Origin of the sequence: Streptomyces nymphaeiformis, assembly GCF_014203895.1 — a bacterium.
GTDB lineage: Bacteria > Actinomycetota > Actinomycetes > Streptomycetales > Streptomycetaceae > Streptomyces > Streptomyces nymphaeiformis.
On sequence record NZ_JACHJY010000007.1, the window covers coordinates 50,798 to 67,647 of the forward strand.

The 16,850-nt window shown below is 71.7% G+C and carries 15 protein-coding genes; 7 read left to right on the top strand and 8 right to left on the bottom strand.

Features of this window, described 5'->3' with window-relative positions:
• Positions 1-119: 119 nt before the first annotated feature.
• From GGE06_RS23575 to GGE06_RS23585, 3 genes are all read right to left on the bottom strand, one after another.
• The gene (locus GGE06_RS23575; protein WP_184931643.1) at positions 120-1,925 is read right to left on the bottom strand and encodes an LppP/LprE family lipoprotein; all 1,806 of its coding nucleotides are present in this window, start codon (positions 1,923-1,925) and stop codon (positions 120-122) included.
• Positions 1,922-2,356, bottom strand: a complete 435-nt coding sequence (locus GGE06_RS23580) for a hypothetical protein (protein WP_116164697.1) — start codon at positions 2,354-2,356, stop codon at positions 1,922-1,924. The genes GGE06_RS23575 and GGE06_RS23580 overlap by 4 nt, the downstream gene beginning before the upstream one ends.
• A 440-nt stretch (positions 2,357-2,796) precedes the next feature.
• The gene (locus tag GGE06_RS23585; RefSeq protein WP_184931644.1) at positions 2,797-3,786 is read right to left on the bottom strand and encodes a helix-turn-helix domain-containing protein; all 990 of its coding nucleotides are present in this window, start codon (positions 3,784-3,786) and stop codon (positions 2,797-2,799) included.
• Positions 3,787-4,131: 345 nt separating this feature from the next.
• On the opposite strand from GGE06_RS23585, the gene GGE06_RS23590 reads away from it, so the two are divergent.
• From GGE06_RS23590 to GGE06_RS23600, 4 genes are all read left to right on the top strand, one after another.
• Positions 4,132-4,572 (top strand): VOC family protein, encoded by a 441-nt coding sequence (locus GGE06_RS23590; protein ID WP_184931645.1) that lies wholly within the window; start codon positions 4,132-4,134, stop codon positions 4,570-4,572.
• A 194-nt stretch (positions 4,573-4,766) separates the two neighbouring features.
• On the top strand, positions 4,767-6,254 hold the full coding sequence (locus GGE06_RS23595; protein WP_184931646.1) for an RICIN domain-containing protein: 1,488 nt from the start codon (positions 4,767-4,769) through the stop codon (positions 6,252-6,254).
• A 142-nt stretch (positions 6,255-6,396) separates the two neighbouring features.
• Positions 6,397-6,519: a hypothetical protein gene (locus GGE06_RS43495; RefSeq protein ID WP_281402369.1), complete on the top strand. Its 123-nt coding sequence runs from the start codon at positions 6,397-6,399 to the stop codon at positions 6,517-6,519.
• A 90-nt stretch (positions 6,520-6,609) separates the two neighbouring features.
• Positions 6,610-9,450, top strand: coding sequence for an AfsR/SARP family transcriptional regulator (locus tag GGE06_RS23600; protein WP_184931647.1), 2,841 nt, complete (start codon positions 6,610-6,612; stop codon positions 9,448-9,450).
• On the opposite strand, the gene GGE06_RS23605 is transcribed toward GGE06_RS23600, so the two are convergent.
• The 3 genes from GGE06_RS23605 to GGE06_RS23615 form a co-directional block, all read right to left on the bottom strand.
• Positions 9,432-9,707, bottom strand: coding sequence for a hypothetical protein (locus tag GGE06_RS23605; protein ID WP_184931648.1), 276 nt, complete (start codon positions 9,705-9,707; stop codon positions 9,432-9,434). The two genes, GGE06_RS23600 and GGE06_RS23605, sit on opposite strands and share 19 nt — an antisense overlap.
• On the bottom strand, positions 9,704-10,300 hold the full coding sequence (locus tag GGE06_RS23610) for a DUF6434 domain-containing protein (protein ID WP_116164685.1): 597 nt from the start codon (positions 10,298-10,300) through the stop codon (positions 9,704-9,706). The genes GGE06_RS23605 and GGE06_RS23610 overlap by 4 nt, the downstream gene beginning before the upstream one ends.
• Positions 10,301-10,384: 84 nt before the next feature.
• Positions 10,385-10,861 carry an SRPBCC family protein gene (locus GGE06_RS23615; protein WP_116164683.1) on the bottom strand — a complete coding sequence of 159 codons (477 nt, stop codon included), beginning with the start codon at positions 10,859-10,861 and terminating at the stop codon, positions 10,385-10,387.
• Between the two features lie 273 nt (positions 10,862-11,134).
• Between GGE06_RS23615 and GGE06_RS23620 the strand changes: the two genes are divergently transcribed.
• Together GGE06_RS23620 and GGE06_RS23625 are read left to right on the top strand one after the other, a co-directional pair.
• A complete protein-coding gene (locus GGE06_RS23620) occupies positions 11,135-12,631 on the top strand; it encodes an MFS transporter (protein WP_184931649.1) in 1,497 nt (498 codons plus the stop codon).
• 113 nt (positions 12,632-12,744) lie between these two features.
• Positions 12,745-13,314: a TetR/AcrR family transcriptional regulator gene (locus tag GGE06_RS23625; protein WP_184931650.1), complete on the top strand. Its 570-nt coding sequence runs from the start codon at positions 12,745-12,747 to the stop codon at positions 13,312-13,314.
• 18 nt (positions 13,315-13,332) lie between these two features.
• Here GGE06_RS23625 and GGE06_RS23630 read toward each other — a convergent pair whose 3' ends face one another.
• Both GGE06_RS23630 and GGE06_RS23635 read right to left on the bottom strand, forming a co-directional pair.
• Positions 13,333-13,947 (bottom strand): TetR/AcrR family transcriptional regulator, encoded by a 615-nt coding sequence (locus GGE06_RS23630; RefSeq protein ID WP_116164679.1) that lies wholly within the window; start codon positions 13,945-13,947, stop codon positions 13,333-13,335.
• Between the two features lie 62 nt (positions 13,948-14,009).
• On the bottom strand, positions 14,010-15,263 hold the full coding sequence (locus tag GGE06_RS23635; RefSeq protein ID WP_184931651.1) for an amino acid deaminase/aldolase: 1,254 nt from the start codon (positions 15,261-15,263) through the stop codon (positions 14,010-14,012).
• 216 nt (positions 15,264-15,479) lie between these two features.
• Here GGE06_RS23635 and GGE06_RS23640 point away from each other — a divergent pair, with 216 nt between their 5' ends.
• Positions 15,480-16,817: a D-arabinono-1,4-lactone oxidase gene (locus GGE06_RS23640; RefSeq protein WP_184931652.1), complete on the top strand. Its 1,338-nt coding sequence runs from the start codon at positions 15,480-15,482 to the stop codon at positions 16,815-16,817.
• The last annotated feature ends 33 nt before the right edge of the window (positions 16,818-16,850 follow it).

A 16,850-nucleotide genomic window follows, 5' to 3' on the forward strand; every position in this document is an offset into this window, starting at 1 on the left:
TCCTGGAGAGACTGGCGCCACTTCGACAGGCGGTCCAGCAGCGGGGCCTCTGCTGCCTTCCGGCCCCGCTGCACCGTGCACGCGCCTTCGTTCAGTCCGGACGTGCCGCTGGACAGGGATTACAGCGGTTCGTTCGCCGGCTCGAAGTAGGGGAGGGTCGGGCTGGCCACGACGGTGCTGCCTCCCCATCGGACGCGATGCGTCTCGGTTCCCCCTGAGGGGCAGCAGGTGGGATCGGTGTCCTTGAAGATCGGTCGAGTGAGTGTCGCTTCCGTACCGTTCTGCGATGCGAGGCGGAGCTGACCCGATCCGGTCGCCTGGCCCACGTACCTGTTGCCGTAGAAGAAGAACACGCTGACGCAGTTGCCGTTGGCGCTGCCGACACAGGAGGCTTGGACCGCGCGTAGCGGGCCCGTCATGCGAGTGATCTCCTCCGCGGTGACGGTGGTGCTGAAGCCGTGTCGCTCGATGAGACGCCGGGCTGCTGCGCCGTCGACAACAGTGGGCGGCTGTGGGGCCGTGGCCGGGCAGCCGGTGAACTCGAGCAGCCGGGCGGGGGGTTTCATGCTGCGGAGGCGGCCGCAGTCACGGACCCAGTCCGGGTCGTAGTCGTCCTCCATGACCGGCACAAGGTGGGTGGCCAGTTCGAGTCGGCCGGCTGCGCGGGTGAAGACCGTCATGGTCACCGAGTCCGTGGCGGGTGTGTCGCCCCAGATGACGGCTGACCAGCCGGGGTAGCACCGGCTGTCTCCGAGGTGGACCTCGGAGGGGGCTCGCAGGGTGCGGGTGATCGCCGTCTTCAGTGCCGCGCGGGTGGGGCAGGGGTTCTTGTCGACGGGTTTCACGGGTTGTGTGCCCCGGATGCGTTCGATCTGTTCGATCACCGTCGCCATGACGACGGGGTGCGTTTTGATGTTGGTGTGGTTGCAGCCGCCCCGCAGAACCCCCAGGCTGGTCGAGCGGCAGGTGAGGACCTGCGGCTTACCGGTCTTGTTCGCGTACGCGGTGGCGGAGTCGAGGGTCACGGCGAGGTCCCCGAGGTCCGCTTCGGGCGGCGGGCCGACGTCGAAGGGCTCCTTGGGGAGGACGTACCTGATGTCGCCGGCGATCGCCCGGACGGGAAGTTCCCCGGGCCAGGGAGGCAGTTTGCTGATCTCGTGCGAGCGGTACCTGAGCGCGCGGCCCTGGGGCGCTTTGAGCGCGCTGAACACCTCGCAGATGTTGTCGTCGTGCGTGAGGCCGTATCCCGCGCAGAAGCTGTAGACGGCTTCGAGCGCCAGGCCGGTGGGTTTGTTGATCAGTCCGGCGAAGTCCGGAAGGGCCTGGAGGAGCATGATGGATTTGGAGCCGAGCGTCGGCGTGGCGATGGTGATGACTTCGGCGATGTTCTGCCAGGTCTTGCCGTGCGACTGGCCGTCGGATCGCGAGGCGGCGTACTTGGTGGCGAGGCCGCCCATGGAGTGGCCGACGACGACGACCTTGTGTCCGGTGGTGCGGGCCAGGCAGTTGATGGCGTCCGCGAGCGCAGGGCCGATGCGGTTGTCGGTGACCCATTCGGGCTGGGCCGCGGAGTAGTCGTACGTCCACGCCGTCACGCGGTCCAGTTTGGCCACCCTCACAGGGAAGTAGCCCTTGGCCTGCTGCTTCGGCTTGCTCGCCTCGCCTGCCTTCTGTGCCTTGTCCGCGGTGTACCCCTCCTCCGGTCCGTTCCAGGTGTCGGCTCCTGCGGCGATGCCGTGCACGAAGAGGACCGGCGTGCTGTTCGCCACCGGCCCGCGCGGTGCGACCTGTACGACCTTGCCACCCGCGGAACAGGGACCAGGGGCCGCCGCCGCGGTCGCGGGCAGCGCCGTACCGAGGCCGAGGAGGGTCAGCAGGGTGACGCACAGGGCGACGATGCGCGCCTGGATCGCATGTCCTGTCACTTGACGACCTCCACCACGGTGATGCGCCATCCGGCGCTCCGCTTGGCGAACCCGATGAGGACGTGCTGTGCGGGCTTCCCCGGTTTCGTCAGGGTGGCCTGTGCGTTGGCGTAGCCGTTGTCCTCGTGCCAGCTGTCGTCACTCAGATCGATGCGCGTGCCTTCGGGGAGAAGTCGGCCGGCGGCCAGGGCCTGATCCAGTTCGGGGGTGAGGGCCGCCCGTTGGGTGGCGGCATCGCTCGACGCCAGGTCTTGGGCGGCGTCGGCTGCCTGCGCCGGCAGCGGTCCACCCGGCTTGTACGGCAGTGCGGGGGCGCCGGGAGGCTTGCCGCCGCCCGGTGGGCTGGGTGGCTGGTCGTCGCGGAGGACCAGGTAGGAGATGCCGAACGCGGCCGCCAGGACCAGACCGAGGATCAGGAGTGTCTTGCGCATGGCTTCATGCCTCCGCGGAGAGTCGGGCGTACGGGAGGTGGGCCGGGGCTTGATGTCGTACGTCGGGCTCGGACGGCCTCCGCCGGTCGGCCTTCCGGACCGTCAGGGCATGAGCTTGCGGGGGTGCCGGCATGGTGGGGAGCATGGCGAGTGCGCGGGACACGGGGGCCGTGTCACAGCGGGACTCACCTCTCCTCGCCGGCCTTGAGGGCATGCGTGTAGGCATGGTCGACCCTTCGGTGGTGGTGGGATGACCGCGGCATGGGGCAGCTGTGCCTTCGAGCGCTGCGGCTTGCGGTCTGTCATCACCGTAGGGCGCCTTGTGGGTGCATCCGTGCAGGTCGGCGTGGTGAGGTATGGCATGAGCACGGGTGACCAAGATCGCTAAGGATGCTGGGCGCGGGACGTCGCGTCCGTCCGCCCCGGCTCCTCGGCCCGGCTCAGTCGAGCAGGCCCATCCGGCATGCCCTGACGACCAGTTGGGTTCTGGTGCTCACCTCGAACTCCCGGCAGAGGTCCTTGATGCGTCGTCGTGCGGTGGACGGCGAGACGCCGAGGCGCCGCGCGATGGCCTCGTCCTTCACCTCGTCGGCGAGCAGCGCGATGAGATCGCGATGCTTCTGCATCAGGTCACGAGGGGTTTCGTGATCAGGAGCGGCGAGGGGTGCGGCTCCGCGCCAGTGGCGGATGAAGAGATCGGCAGCGGCCGCGACCGCACCCTGTGTTCGGGCGACCATGATCCCTGCCTGGTTGTCGGCAGGGTCGAGGGCTGTGACCACGTACTCGTCGTCGACGATGAACACCCACACGGGGAGAGTGGGCACCGTGCGGATCTCGACACCGGCCGCCGCCATCGTGTGGGCGCCGTCCACCAGGCTGGGCAGGATGTCGATGCTCTCCAGGAGCAGGAGCTGGACGTGTACGCCCCGCCGGGCGGCAAAGGCCGCAAGCTCGCCGATCGCCGTGTAGTCGGAGGTCTCCCCCACTCCCGGGGCTGCCCCGGCGGCGGCCATGCACTGGACCGATGCCGAAGCCGTGGCAGCGATCCGCTCCAGGAACGACCAGGCCGCAGCCGCGCCGCGGTGCACCTCCGCCTCCGTGAGAGAGGAGGCCGTCTCCATGCCGAACTCGGCGGCCAGCTCATCGACCGCCGCCCGGCCCAGTTCGAGCTCCTTCTGCTGACGTGCAAGACGTCGTTCGGCGCGTTCCAGCAAGGGATGGCAGGCCAGCACCGGGTGGACCGCACGCAGTTCTCCCGCTGGTGACCCGGCCAGCAGGCCCAGGGACAGGAGCCGCTCCGCGACGACGCAGGCCTCCTGGGCAGACAGGCCCAGGGAGGCACCCACACCCTCGGCGGTCGACACCGGCCGTGTCAGAAAGCGGCGGTAGAACTCCGACTCGGCAGCGCCCAGACCCAACCCCGCCAACATGGTCTTCCTCTTGTTCTCACTTGCCAGAGACGAGCCGGCGGCCGTTCCCCGTGACGACGTGCCCAGTCTCTTCCGGCACTGGTGTGAAGTTCACTGATTCTGCCCGATCTTCGCGGTCTTGAAGTCATGAGAATCAGCCACGTCTCGACGTGCCCTGCGCGGCCCGCGCCGGGAACTCTCCCGACAGCGGTGACCCGGCAGCGTGAATTAATCGGGGAGGCGCGGTGCGCGAGCGCGCACGCTGCGCGTCGTCGAGGAAGCTCGGAAACGCGGACGGGACGCTGCGGCTGATCGTCTTCGTGGGAGCGGTCACCCCGACCGCACGAGAAGGAAGGCGAGACCAGCATGGCGATTCAGCGGATGGACAACGTCGGCATCGTCGTCGACGACATGGATGCCGCCATCGCGTTCTTCGTGGAACTCGGCATGGAGCTCGAGGGCAGGGCGGAGGTCGGAGGCCTCTTCGCCGACCAGTGCACCGGGCTCGACGGCGTCCGCTGCGACATCGCGATGCTCCGGACCCCGGACGGTCACAGCCGGCTCGAGCTCGCGAAGTACCGCAACCCCGCGGCGATCAGCGTCGAGCCCCGCAATCGGCCGCACAACATTCTGGGCACGCACCGCGTCATGTTCGCCGTCGACGACATCGAGGACACCGTCGCCCGCCTGCGCCCTCACGGCGCCGAACTCCTGGGCCAGATCGCCCGGTTCGAAGACGTCTATCTGCTCTGCTACGTCCGCGGCCCGGAGGGCATCATCGTCGGACTGGCCGAGCAACTGCGCTGAGACAGGGGGTTGCCCCGGCCACCGGTGGGTGCCCCGGCGATCGGCCGCCGGCAGGCGGACCTCGGTGGGGTGTTGATCGGGCTCACGCACGTCGGTGAGCCGGGACCCGTTTATCTTCTGTCAATCGCCCATGGACTCGCGCAGTCGACTCTCTCCATGCAGCTCGATCAGCCACGCATCGAATGGAGAATCCGTTGCGCAGACATGTGCTCACTCTCGCCTTGGCCGCCGCGACCCTCACCGCGGCCTTACCGACCGTCTCGGCGTACGCCGACGGCCCGGCCACCCCCACGCCACGAGGCGCGGACGGTGGCGTCTACAGGACCGCCACCGGCACCGACGCCCAGCAGAGGGCCTTCTGGACCGAGCACGACGCCAAGGGCACCCTTCGCCCGTTCAAGGGCGAACGGCAGGACTGGAAGCCGAACGCCGTTCGTCCGAAGGCCATGGCACGCGGCGCCGGGCAGCCCGTGAAGGCGCCCGCGACCTCCCCCACGGACACGGCGAAGAGCATGCTCACGCCCGGCTCTCCGGGCGACACCCGACTCCGGGCCACGACCGGCCGCATCCGCATGGCCTGGCCGGACGAGAACAACCCCGGCTGGTGGTTCGTCAACGTGTGCACCGGCAACGTGATCACCAGTGACAGCAAGGACATGGTCGCCACCGCACGGCACTGCATCATCGACGACGGCAAGGGCGGGATCAATCCCAAGGCCGTGTACGAGTTCACCCCCGGCTACTCCAAGGACGGCGACGTCGAACACGCCCCCTACGGCACGTGGACGTTCCGCAGCGTCGGTGTCGTCGGAAGCTTCGCGGCCGGCCACCAGACGGACGACACCGCCTTCCTGGCGCTCAACACCCGGAACGGCACGCACGTCCAGGACGCCGTCGGCTCCTCCGGCTACCAGTTCGACGTCGGCTCGCTGCCGGCGCAGGTCGTGTTCGCGGGGATACCGGCCAGCAGCAACCAGTTCCACACGTGCGTGAAGCAGCCCTACTGGGGGCCGGACAGCCCGCCGCAGATCCTGGGCGCCGGTGGCCCCTGCACCGGCGACAGCGACCTCTCCGGCGGCGCGAGCGGCGGCCCCCTCCTCAACGGAGACACCTTCGACAGCGGCCCCACCCAGATCGGCAACTTCTCGGGGAGCCTCGGGAACGACCCCGCCGGCGCGGCCTGGCGCGACGCCGCCTTCGCCGTCTTCCGCGCCCTGCAGGGCGCCGCCGGCCAGCCCGCGCACGACAAGGTCACGACCCTGACCAACTGGAACAGCAACGTCGCGGACCTCTTCGCGTACCGGACGGACAACGGCGCCGCCGTCTACGGCTATCACGCGACGGGGACCGAGAACCAGCAGTGGCACCTCTGGGACAAGGGCGACGGCTACTTCCTCATCGAGAACCGCTACACCGAGCGCAGCGGGCTGACCGGAGCCAACGCCCGGGTCCTGGACTACGACTTCTCCAACGGCACGGCCTGGTCGCACCAGGTGAACGGCGGCGGGAGCGACAACCAGCTCTGGCGGTTCCGTGCCACGCCCGACCGCCCCGGCTGGTACAGCGTCCGCACGAAGCAGGGCGACCTGTGCCTGAGCGCGCCCACGGGTGAGGGCCAGTTGACGGTCGCCTCCTGCGCCACCACGGACGGTCTCGACTCCATGCAGTGGAAGCTCCAGTAGCGGAAGGGCCGTTGACCGGTTGTTGATCAGCCGTGCATCGACGGCTGGCCTACTGCAAGTCGGAATTCTCGATTTGGAGCGCCGGCCGGTTCCGGCGGCCATCACCCAGCGCACTCACGCGCGATCGCACGAGGAGGACAGCATGGACGGAGCCCGCCCGGGAGACCGGTTCGCGCCGATCGACGAGAGCGAGATCGGCGTCGACGCCGCGGACGCACAGAGCCGGCCGGATGAGCCGGGCGACTCGGAGGAGGTCGAGGCGTAGCCCTCTTCTCGTCCGCAGCGCCCCTCCCGTCGAAGACCGCCGCCTTCGACGGGAGGGACTCACTTACGTCCGGGGCCGGGGAGAGTGGTCATGCAGGAGTTGACGGAGTCACCGGCACGAGCGGGGCACCTGGCGGTGCGGCTCCTCGGACCGGTCGGTGCCCGGCTGGGCGGGGAGCGGATCGATCTCGGACCGCCGCAGCAGCAGGCGGTGTTCGCGATGCTGCTGCTGCGGCGTGGCCACGTCGTCGGGGTCGGGCAGTTGGTGGAGGGGGTGTGGGGATCGGCCGCCGCACCGCGTAGTGCGTCCTCGGCCGTCCGCACGTACGTCTCCCAGCTGCGCACGGCCCTGGAGCCGGACCGGCCCCTGCGGTCCGGAAGCCGGATGATCGTGACCGCGGAGGGCGGGTACCGGTTCCCGACGCCGGCGGTCGTCGTGGACGCCGAGGTGTTCGCGCACGAGACCGCGGACCGGGGCGGTTCGGTCGAGGCCGTGTACGGGCGGCTGACGCGTGCGGTCGGGCGCTGGCAGGGCGTCCCGCTGGCCGGGGTGCCGGGGCCCTGGGCGGAGCGCCGCCGCGAACAGCTGACCGAGACCCTCGCGACGGCACGCGAAGACCTGTACGCCACGGCCGTCGAGCTGGGGCGATACAGGGAGGTGGTCACCGAACTGGGCGCGATGGTCCGGGAGTTTCCGCTGCGGGAGCGCTCGTACGGGCTGCTGATGGTGGCTCTGCAGCGCACCGGGCGCCAGGTGGAGGCCGCCCGGGTGTACGACCAGGCGTGCGAGGTGCTGGCGCGGGAACTGGGGACGCAGCCGTCGGCGGAGCTGAGGGACCTGCATCGTGGACTCCGTACGGGAGGAAGGGCGCGGTCCCTCGCGTGGCCCGGTGGCACCGGCGTCCGTCCGGTGCCCTCGTCCCGCACGGCCTCCGCGGACGATCGCCGACGGGGAACGGCCGGTGGGGGGACATCAGCCGTCCCGTACCTCTCCGTGCACCGATCGGCCGGTGCCATGGGCCACCAGGGGCAGCCGGCCACGGGGGCGGACCGGCGGACCGGAGCACTCGCGGCCGTGGGCGGCATGAGGAGGGCTGCGGCTCCCCTCCCCGCCGACATCGGCCACTTCACCGGACGCAGCCGGCTCGTCGGCGAGATAAGGGACCACCTGCTCCAGGCCCGCTCCGGGCAGCACGGCCCGGCGATGACCGTCGCGACCGTCACCGGCATCGGCGGCGTCGGCAAGACCGCGCTCGCCGTCCACGTGGCACATGGCCTGCGCGCGGCCTTCCCCGACGGACAGTTGTACGTCGGCCTGCGTGCCGGCGCCGCTCCCGCGGACCCGGCCGGTGTCCTCGCCGATCTCCTCTCCGTGCTCGGCACCCCGCCCGAGCGACTGCCGCTGGACCTGGAGGAGAGGGCCGCGCTCCTGCGTACCCTGCTCGCCGACCGCCGTGTGCTGCTGGTCCTGGACGACGCCCGGGACGCCGCCCAGGTCCGTCCCCTCCTGCCCGGAACGGCCGGCTCCGCGGTGCTCATCACCACCCGGGCTCCTCATATCGCGGTCCCCGGAGCCCGTTCCTTCGCCGTGGACGTCTTCGCCGAGGCCGAGGCGGTGACGCTGCTCGGCGCCCTCGCGGGCTCCGCGCGCGTGGCCGCGGAGCCCGAGGCCGCCCGGGCCCTGGCCGACTCCTGCGGCCGTCTGCCGCTCGCCGTACGCATCGTCGGGGCCCGCCTCGCCGCCCTGCCGCGCCACAGCCTGCAGGCCTTCGGGGAGCGGCTGGCCGACGCCCGCACCCTGCTCGGCGAGCTGAGCCACGGCGACCACGCGGTGGAGTCCGCCTTCCAGCTCGGCTACCGGGCCCTGACGTCCGATCAGGCCAGGGCGTTTCGTCTCCTGTCGCTCCTCGACGCCCCCGACGTGCCGCTGCCCGTCGCCGCCGCTCTGCTCGGCGGCGAGGAGAACGCGGCCGAGGACCTCGCAGAGGGTCTGGTCGACGCCGGAATGCTGGAGTCCCCCGCTCCGGGTCGTTATCGCCTGCACGACCTGCTCCGGCTGTACGGCCGACGCCTCGCCGATTCCACCGAGCGTGCCGAGGACCGGGCGGCGGCGCTGCGCCGGGTCCTGGCCCTCCTCTACGGCAGCGCGGTGCGTGTGGCACGGACTGCGCTGCCCGGCGACGTGCCCTCACCCCCCTGGCTCCACCCGGTGGGCCACGGGGGCATCGCCTTCGAGGACACCGAGCAGGCCCGCGCCTGGTTCCGCGCGGAGCACGCCGTGCTCACCTCTGCCGTGGAACAGGCGCTGGCGTCGGTCCCCGACGCCCTGCGGACGGCCGTGGACCTGTTGACGCTGATCGCGGTCTGCAGCCTGTTCCCGAGCCGTGGGCATTACGAGGACGCCTGCCGGCTCGCCGGATCGGCCGCCCGGCGGGCGGCCGAGGCCGGTGAGCCCGAGTACCGCGCCCGGGCGCTGCACACGCGGGCCTGGCTTTCGAGTCTGGTCGGCGAGTACGCGGCGGCGGAGACGGACCTGCGCGAGGCGCTCGCCTGGGCGGAGGAGACCGGCTGTGCCCGGCGCCTTCACATGTCGGGGGTGCTGCTGGCGCTCGTCCTGCGCGCCACGGGACGTGTCGGGGAGTCGGAGGCCGCGATGGCCGGGGCCGAGCGTTTCGCGGGCGACCCCGACGACCCGGCGAGCCCTGCCGGCTTCGCCCGCTTCGTAGCCCGCCTGCACGTCGCCGTGGGCGCGGAACGGCCCCCGACCGGGCTGCCTCTGATCACACCGCTGATGCGCCGAGTGGACGCCCACGGGACGTCGCTGGTCAACGCACGGGGAGTCGTCCGCCTGGGGGCCGCGCTGAGCGGTCTGGACACGTCGGATGACGGATCACGGGGGGGGTCGTTGATCGGCTACCCAAGGGCTCGGTAGTCAGGTGACGGATCCACCAGCTCGGGGTGTTCCCCTACGTAGCGATCGCCGTGGATCGCCTTCATCGCCCAGTGCCACGCCTCGTCGTGAAAGACGAGTCCGCGGTACGGGTCCTCAGCCGGCTCGTACGGGTAACACTCCAGGGCGGCCTGCTCGGCCTCCTCCGGAGGCAGCCCGCCGTGGTGCTGCATGACCCATGCGTAGCCGCGCCGTTCGGCCTCCAGGCAGTCGACGTACTCTTCTTCGGTCCAGGTCATGGCTCAACGGCAGGCCGGTACGACGCCGATGAGGCCGGGTCGCGGGGGCGGTCGCGGTGGGCGCGCCAGGCCGCGAGCGCTCCGGTGCGGCCGCCACCCGGATGCTCCGCGTTCCAGTCGCGCAGAAAGCGGTTGAGCTCGAACTGCGAGCCGATCTCCTGTGGTTCGGCGGCGGCCTGGCGCGTGGCGTGCCAGTGGGCGACGGCGTCCGCCAGGGTGCGCCCGGCCCCGTCGGCGACGAACGCCCTCATGGAGGCGTCGAAGTGGAAGGCCGGCCCGATCTCGCGGCGGAAGTACTCGCGCAGCACCTGGCTGCACCGCTGCCCCTCGGGAATCACGGTGGACCCGTCCACCGGCGCGGCGAGCCGGCTGCCGGTGCTGTGCTTCCGAGGCGGCTCGACCGGCGGGGCGACGCCGTCCAAGGCGGCCCGGAGCCGTTCCGTCAGGGCGGCCTTCCCGCCGCCTCGCCGTACCCCGAGTTCCCGGGCGAGCACGGTCAGCTCGGCCAGCGTCCAGTACCAGCGGGCCAACTCGTCCCCGGTCAGCGCCGCGCTCGGCTCCGGTCGCCGCTCAGTACCGGCATGCGCACTCATGTCCCCAGGATAGGAGAGGCGGTGCGGCCGACTCCCGTCCGGTGCCCTGTCTGCGGGGCCCCGCCGCGAGATGTGCTCGACGCGTCACCGGGCGGCGGTCCCTGACGGGGCCTCGGTGGCGTTCCCCTGCTGCTCCCGAACGGCGATCCGGGCGAGTTTCGTCAGCATCATGCCGTTGCGGATGGACACGATGTAGTCGACGGGGAGTCCGTGCATGCGGGTGCCGGGGCCCCGCAGGGGATGCCATTCGAGAAGGAAGAGGGTGTTCTCGCCCCAGGGGATCAGGTTCATGGCGATGCGGGCCGCACCGAAGGGGTCCGCCTTCGCCTCCAGTTCCAATCGGCGCTCGGGCTCGCAGATGCGGACGACACACGTGTCGTCGAGGGTGAGAGGACCGACGCCCACCCGGACCCGGAGCCGGGCGCCCACCGCGGGCCAGTGCGGGTCGGCGACCATGACCTGCTGCGTACCCGAGACCCACTCCCCGTAGCGATAGCCGTCGGACAGCAGGCTCCACACTTTGGACGGCGAGCTGAGGATCAAACGGCGATTACGGGACACTGCGACCGCCTTCCTTGTTCTGGCCGGGAGCGGCTTCTTCTCGTGGGGAGCGGCGTCCGTGGTCCCGGCCGACGCTAATCGGAACCCGGCTTCCCCGCACGCGCAGCGGGCCGTGGGCGGGACCGCGCCCGGCGCCGGCACGACTGCGGGTACCGCTCGGCGAGGCCCTCGGACCCCTCTCTTGGCATGGGGTGCACGCTTGTTTACCCTGAAGGGGGGTGAACGGATGTACACCCCTGCCCTTTCCGGTTCCCGCACCGCCTCTGGAGCACGATGACCTCCGTCGAACTCTTGTCCGGCACGACCCCCGGACGCGCCCGTTCCCGGCTCGTCGTGCCCGTCCTCGCCTTCTGCGGCACGGTCGTCGCCGTCATGCAGACCCTCGTCGTACCGCTGCTGCCGCACGTGCCCGAGCTGACCGGGGCGAGCGTGGGTGCGGCGGGCTGGCTCGTGACCGTCACCCTCCTCACCGGCGCGGTGTTCACTCCGGTGCTCGGCCGGGTCGGCGACCTGTACGGCAAGCGGCGGGTGCTCCTCGCGTCGCTCGGGGTGCTCACCCTCGGTTCCCTGCTCTGCGCGGTCAGCTCCGACATCGGCGTACTGATCACCGGCCGGGCCCTCCAGGGCGCGGCTCTCGCGGTGATCCCGCTCGGCATCAGCATCATCCGCGACGAGCTGCCCGCCGAGCGCGTACTGCCGTCGATCGCGCTCATGAGCTCCTCGCTCGGCATCGGCGCGGCGATCGGACTGCCCCTGGCCGCCGTCGTGACGGAGAACTTCGACTGGCACACCATGTTCTGGGCGTCCGCCGCACTCGGGATGCTCGATCTCCTGCTGGTGCTGTGGATCGTGCCGGAGTCGGCCGTGCGCTCCCGGGGACGCTTCGACGTGCCCGGGACGCTGGGCCTCGCCGTCGTGCTGGTCGGCGTGCTCCTGACGATCACCCAGGGTTCCGACTGGGGCTGGACCTCCGCGCTGACGCTCGGCCTCCTCGGCGCCTCGGTGGCCGTCGGCCTGCTCTGGGGCTGGTACGAGCTGCGTACCCCGTCGCCGATCATGGACCTGAGGGTGTCCGCCCGGCCCGCCGTGCTGCTGACCAACGTCGCGGCCCTGTTCATCGGCTTCTCGTTCTACGCCAACTCCCTGGTCACCGCCCAGCTCGTGCAGGAGCCCACGAGCACCGGTTACGGCCTCGGCGCGTCCATCGTCGTCAGCGGACTCTGCCTGCTGCCCGGCGGACTCGCGATGGTGGCCCTCTCTCCGCTGTCGGCGCGGATATCCGCCACGTACGGCCCCCGCACCGCGCTCGCCGTCGCGGCGGTCGTCATGGCCCTGGGCTACGTGGTGCGCTTCTTCACCAGTCACAGCCTCTGGCTCATCGTCGCCGGCGCCACCGTGGTCGCCTGCGGCACCGCCATCGCGTACTCCGCGCTGCCCGCCCTCGTCATGCGGGCCGTGCCGGTGAGCGAGACCGCGTCGGCGAACGGCCTCAACACCCTGATGCGTTCCGTGGGCCAGGCCTGCTGCAGCGCCGTGGTGATCGCCGTACTGGCCCGGATCACCTTCGTGGTCGACGGCCGCACCGCTCCGACGCTCCACGCCTATCTGCTGGTCTTCCTGATCGCCGCCGGGGCGGCTCTCGCCGCCCTCGTCGCCACCCTCCTCCTGCCGTCCGACCGGCCGGGCCGGGACGCCGCGAGCGACGGGGCACGGTCGGGCGGTACGGTCACGGCGTCACCGCACACCAGCGCCGCCCGAGGGAACGCATGAGCACCGCCGAAGAACCCACCCCCCAGACTTCCCTGGCCACGGCCCACGCGGATCGAACCGTCCGTGAGGAGGCCGGGAACTCCCCCGCGGACGGAACGGACGGAACGGAGGGAATGGAGGGAACGGAAGGAGGGGAAGCGGGTCCTGAGACCGGACGCGAGGCCATCATCCGCGCCGCACGGCGGGCGTTCACGCTCAGGCCGTACGCCGAGGTCACCATGCGCGGCATCGCCGCGGCGGCCGGGGTCAGCCCGTCCTTGATCGTCAAGCGCTTCGGCAGCAAGGAGGCGCTGTTCAACACGGTCGTCGACTTCCGCCCGGCCGCCGACGAGCTCTTCAGCGCCCCGCTCGACGACCTCGGCCGGCACCTCGTCCTGACCATGGTCGACCTCCGCGACCGGCTCCGCGGCGACCCGCTCCTGCGCGTGGTCTTCTCCCTCGGCATCGAGGACGAACGCACCCTGTTGCGCGCCCGCTTCCGCGAGCAGGTCACCGATCGCCTTGCCGAAGTCCTCACCGGCCCCGAAGCCCGGCTGCGCGCCGAGCTCGTCTCCGGCCAGCTCCTGGGCCTCGGCGCCACCCTGAGTCTCCATCGCCCCGACGGCGCCACCGCCCACACCACCGCCGAACGGCTCGCGGACCTCTACGCCCCCGGCATCCAGCACCTCGTCGACGGGGGCTGAGCAGCCCCGAGGAGCTGCTCAGCTCCTGATGTCGGACGGCTCGGGGACGGCGAGTGCGGCCAGGTGTGCCGCATAGGCGTCGAGGGCCGCCAGTGCCTGGGCGTCGTCGCGGTCGATCAGCCAGTTGAGGGTGAGGCCGTCCAGGAGGTTGAGGCCGTAGCGGGCGAGGACGGGGATCTCCGTGGTCCAGCGGATGCCGGCGAGGCGGGCGACGGACTCCAGGTGGTCGATGTTGGCCTGGAGGTAGTGCTGGTACTGGCGGCGGGCGACGTCCGCGAGGCCCGGCTCGCGCAGCGCGTACTGGGTGAGCTCGTAGGTGAGCTGGTGCTCGTCGGGGCGTTCGCGGATCCCGTCCCAGTACGCGTGCAGGGTGGCGCGGATGACGTCGGGCGCGGAGGCGCCGTCGGCGAGAGGCGCGGGAGGGAAGGCCAGCGAGCGGAGCATGATCCGTTCGATCACGCCGTGCAGGAGTTCCTGCTTCGAGCGGAAGCAGTAGTGGAAGGCTCCCAGGGGGGCGCCCGCCTCGCCGACGATCGCTCGGGTGGTGGCCTTGGCGACGCCGTCGCGGATCATGACGCGGATGGCCGCCTCGACCAGCTGTTCGCGGCGTTCGTCGGCCGACTGGCGGGCCATGTGTTCTCCCTGGGTGAGGTGTGGTGCGGCGGGCCCGGTCAACGTACCCCGGTGGCCCACGGCTACAGGAAGGCGTGGCCTTCGCCCCGGTAGGTCGGGACGGCGCCGACGATCCGGTCGCCTTCGACGAGGTGCAGCTCGTTCACCCGCTCGCACAGTTCGCCGGCCTTGGCGTGCCGGAACCACACGCGGTCGCCGATCCGCAGGTCGTCCGCGGCGGCGCCGGCGAGCGGGGTCTGGACCTCGCCCGCGCCTTCGCGGGGCAGCAGTCGCAGCCCTGCCGGCCTGGCCGGCAGGGGCAGGCGGTCGGGGCCGCTCGGGCCGGAGGCCGTCCAGCCGCCTCCGAGGACGGTCACATGGCCCGGCGCGGGCCTGCGGACGACGTCCAGGACGAAGTGGGCGGCGGGCAGGGGGCTGAAGCGGCGGTAGTGGTCGAAGAGCCCGGGGGCGTACAGACCGGAGCCTGCGCCGAGTTCGGTCACGGCCGGTTCGGCTGAGGTGGTCTCCAGGCTGCCCGTTCCGCCGCCGTTGACGAACTCCAGCGGTGCGAGGTCCCGTACGGCTCTGACCGCTGCGGCACGGCGCTCGCGCAGTTCGCGTACGGAGGCGCGCTGCACGAGCCGGACGGCCGCGCGGGCCAGGGCCGGGCCGGGCCGGGCGTCTCCGACGCCGGCGATCTGCCCCTCGTACGCCATGATGCCGACGAGCCGGAACCGCGGCCGGGCCAGCACGGCGAGGGCGAGGTCGCGGGCCTGCCGGGGCGCGTACAGCGGCGAGCGGCGCATCCCGAGGTGGAGACGGCCGCCGGCCAGGCGCAGGGAGGCGTCCAGGTCGAGGCAGACGCGCAGCGGCGGACCGTCCGGGCCGACGGCGGCGGCGATGAACTCCAGGTGCTCCACCGAGTCGACCATGAGGGTCACGCGCGCCGCGAGCTGCTCGTCGCCGGCCAGGCGGTGCAGGGCGGGCAGGTCCGCCGTCGGGTAACCGACGAGCACGTCGTCGTGGTCCTCCGCCAGCCACAGCGCCTCGGGGAGGGTGAAGGCGAGGATTCCGGCATAGCCGGGCAGGTCCAGGACGTCGTCGATCAGCCGGCGGCAGCGGAGTGACTTGCTGGCCAGGCGGATCGGTTTGCCGCCGGCGCGGCGGACCATCTGCGCGGCGTTGGCCCGCAGCGCCCCGAGGTCGACGACGGCGAACGGCGGCTGGAGACCGGCCGTGGCGCGCTGGAGGTCCGGGAAGCTCGCGGGCCGGGGCGCCGGGCGCGCGCCTGGGGCCGTGGAGCGGTTCGTGTCCGTGGCGGGGGTGGGACGTCCCATGGCGTATGCCTTTCTCGGGCCGGGACCGGGACCTGCTCGGGTGGCGCTCACTTTCTCTTGGTCGGTTGTCCAGGTCAAGCGTCCGGACCCCTTGACTTGGTCAGCGGTCCAAGTTCAGTCTTCCGGGGACCGCGCGGCCTCGGCGAGCGCCGCCGTCGATTCGTCGAATCCGTCGAATCCGTCGAATCCGTTCATTCCGTCGAGAGGACGTCCGGCATGACCGAGGTGTGGCGCAACTGGTCGGGCAACGAAACGGCCCACCCCGTCCGGGTCCTGCGGCCGGAAAGTACGGCGGAGGTGGTCGCCGCCGTCGAGGGGGCGGTCCGGGACGGGCTGAGGGTCAAGGCGATCGGCTCCGGCCACTCGTTCAGCGGCGCCGCCGTCGCGTCCGGCGTCCAGCTGCGGCTGGACCGCCTGGCCGGTCTGCGCTCCGTGGACGCCGGGAGCGGGCTCGTCACGGTCGACGCCGGGATGCCGCTGTGGAGGCTGGGCCCGCTGCTCGCCTCCCACGGGCTCGCCATGGAGATCATGGGCGACATCGACCGGCAGACCGTCTCCGGGGCGATCTCGACCGGGACGCACGGCTCGGGGCTGCGCTTCGGCGGCATCGCCACCCAGGTCAGGGCGCTGAAGCTGGTCCTCGCCGACGGCTCGGTCGTGCGCTGCTCGGCCGACGAGCGGCCCGAGCTGTTCCGAGCCGCCCGGGTCGGCATCGGGGCGCTCGGCGTCGTCACCGAGGTCACGCTCCAGTGCGTCGAGCAGTTCGCCCTGCACGCCCGGGACACGGCGATGCCGATCGCCGAGGTCCTCGACCGGATCGACGAACTCACCAAGGACGACGACCACTTCGAGTTCTTCTGGTTCCCGCACAGCGAGACCGCCCTGACCCGGCGCTTCGACAGGCTGCCGGCGACCGCGCCCCTGAAGCCGATCGGCGCCCTGTCCCGCCGCATCGACGAGACGGTCAGCGGCCTCGGGTTCGACGCCCTGTGCCGGCTCGGCACCGCGGTCCCGGCGCTGGTGCCGCCGATCGCCCGGTTCGCCGCGCGGGCGATGTCCGCGCGGGAGTTCACGGACCTCTCCCCCCGGGTCTTCGCCTCGCCCCGCGACGTACGGTTCCACGAGGGCGAGTTCGCGATCCCGCGCGAGCACGCCGTCGACGCGCTCCGTGAGCTCAAGCGGTGGATCGACACGACCGGCGAGCGCGTGTCCTTCCCGCTGGAGGTGCGGTTCGCGGCCCCCGACGACATCCCGCTGTCCACCGCGTACGGGCGGGAGAGCTGCTACATCGCCTTCCACCAGTACCACCGGATGCCGTACCGCCGTTACTTCGACGCGTGCGAGGAGATCCTCGGCTCCTACGGCGGCCGGCCGCACTGGGGCAAGATGCACACGCTCGACGCCCCGACCCTGCGGTCCCGCTACGAGCGCTTCGACGAGTTCGTCGCCCTGCGCGACGAACTCGACCCGACCGGCCTCTTCGCGAACCCCTACCTCGACCGTGTCCTGGGGCTCGCCCCCGAGGCCGTACCCGTCGCTCCGGAGGCGTCGTGACCCTTCCCGCCGCCGTCCCGGGCTGAAGGCGGC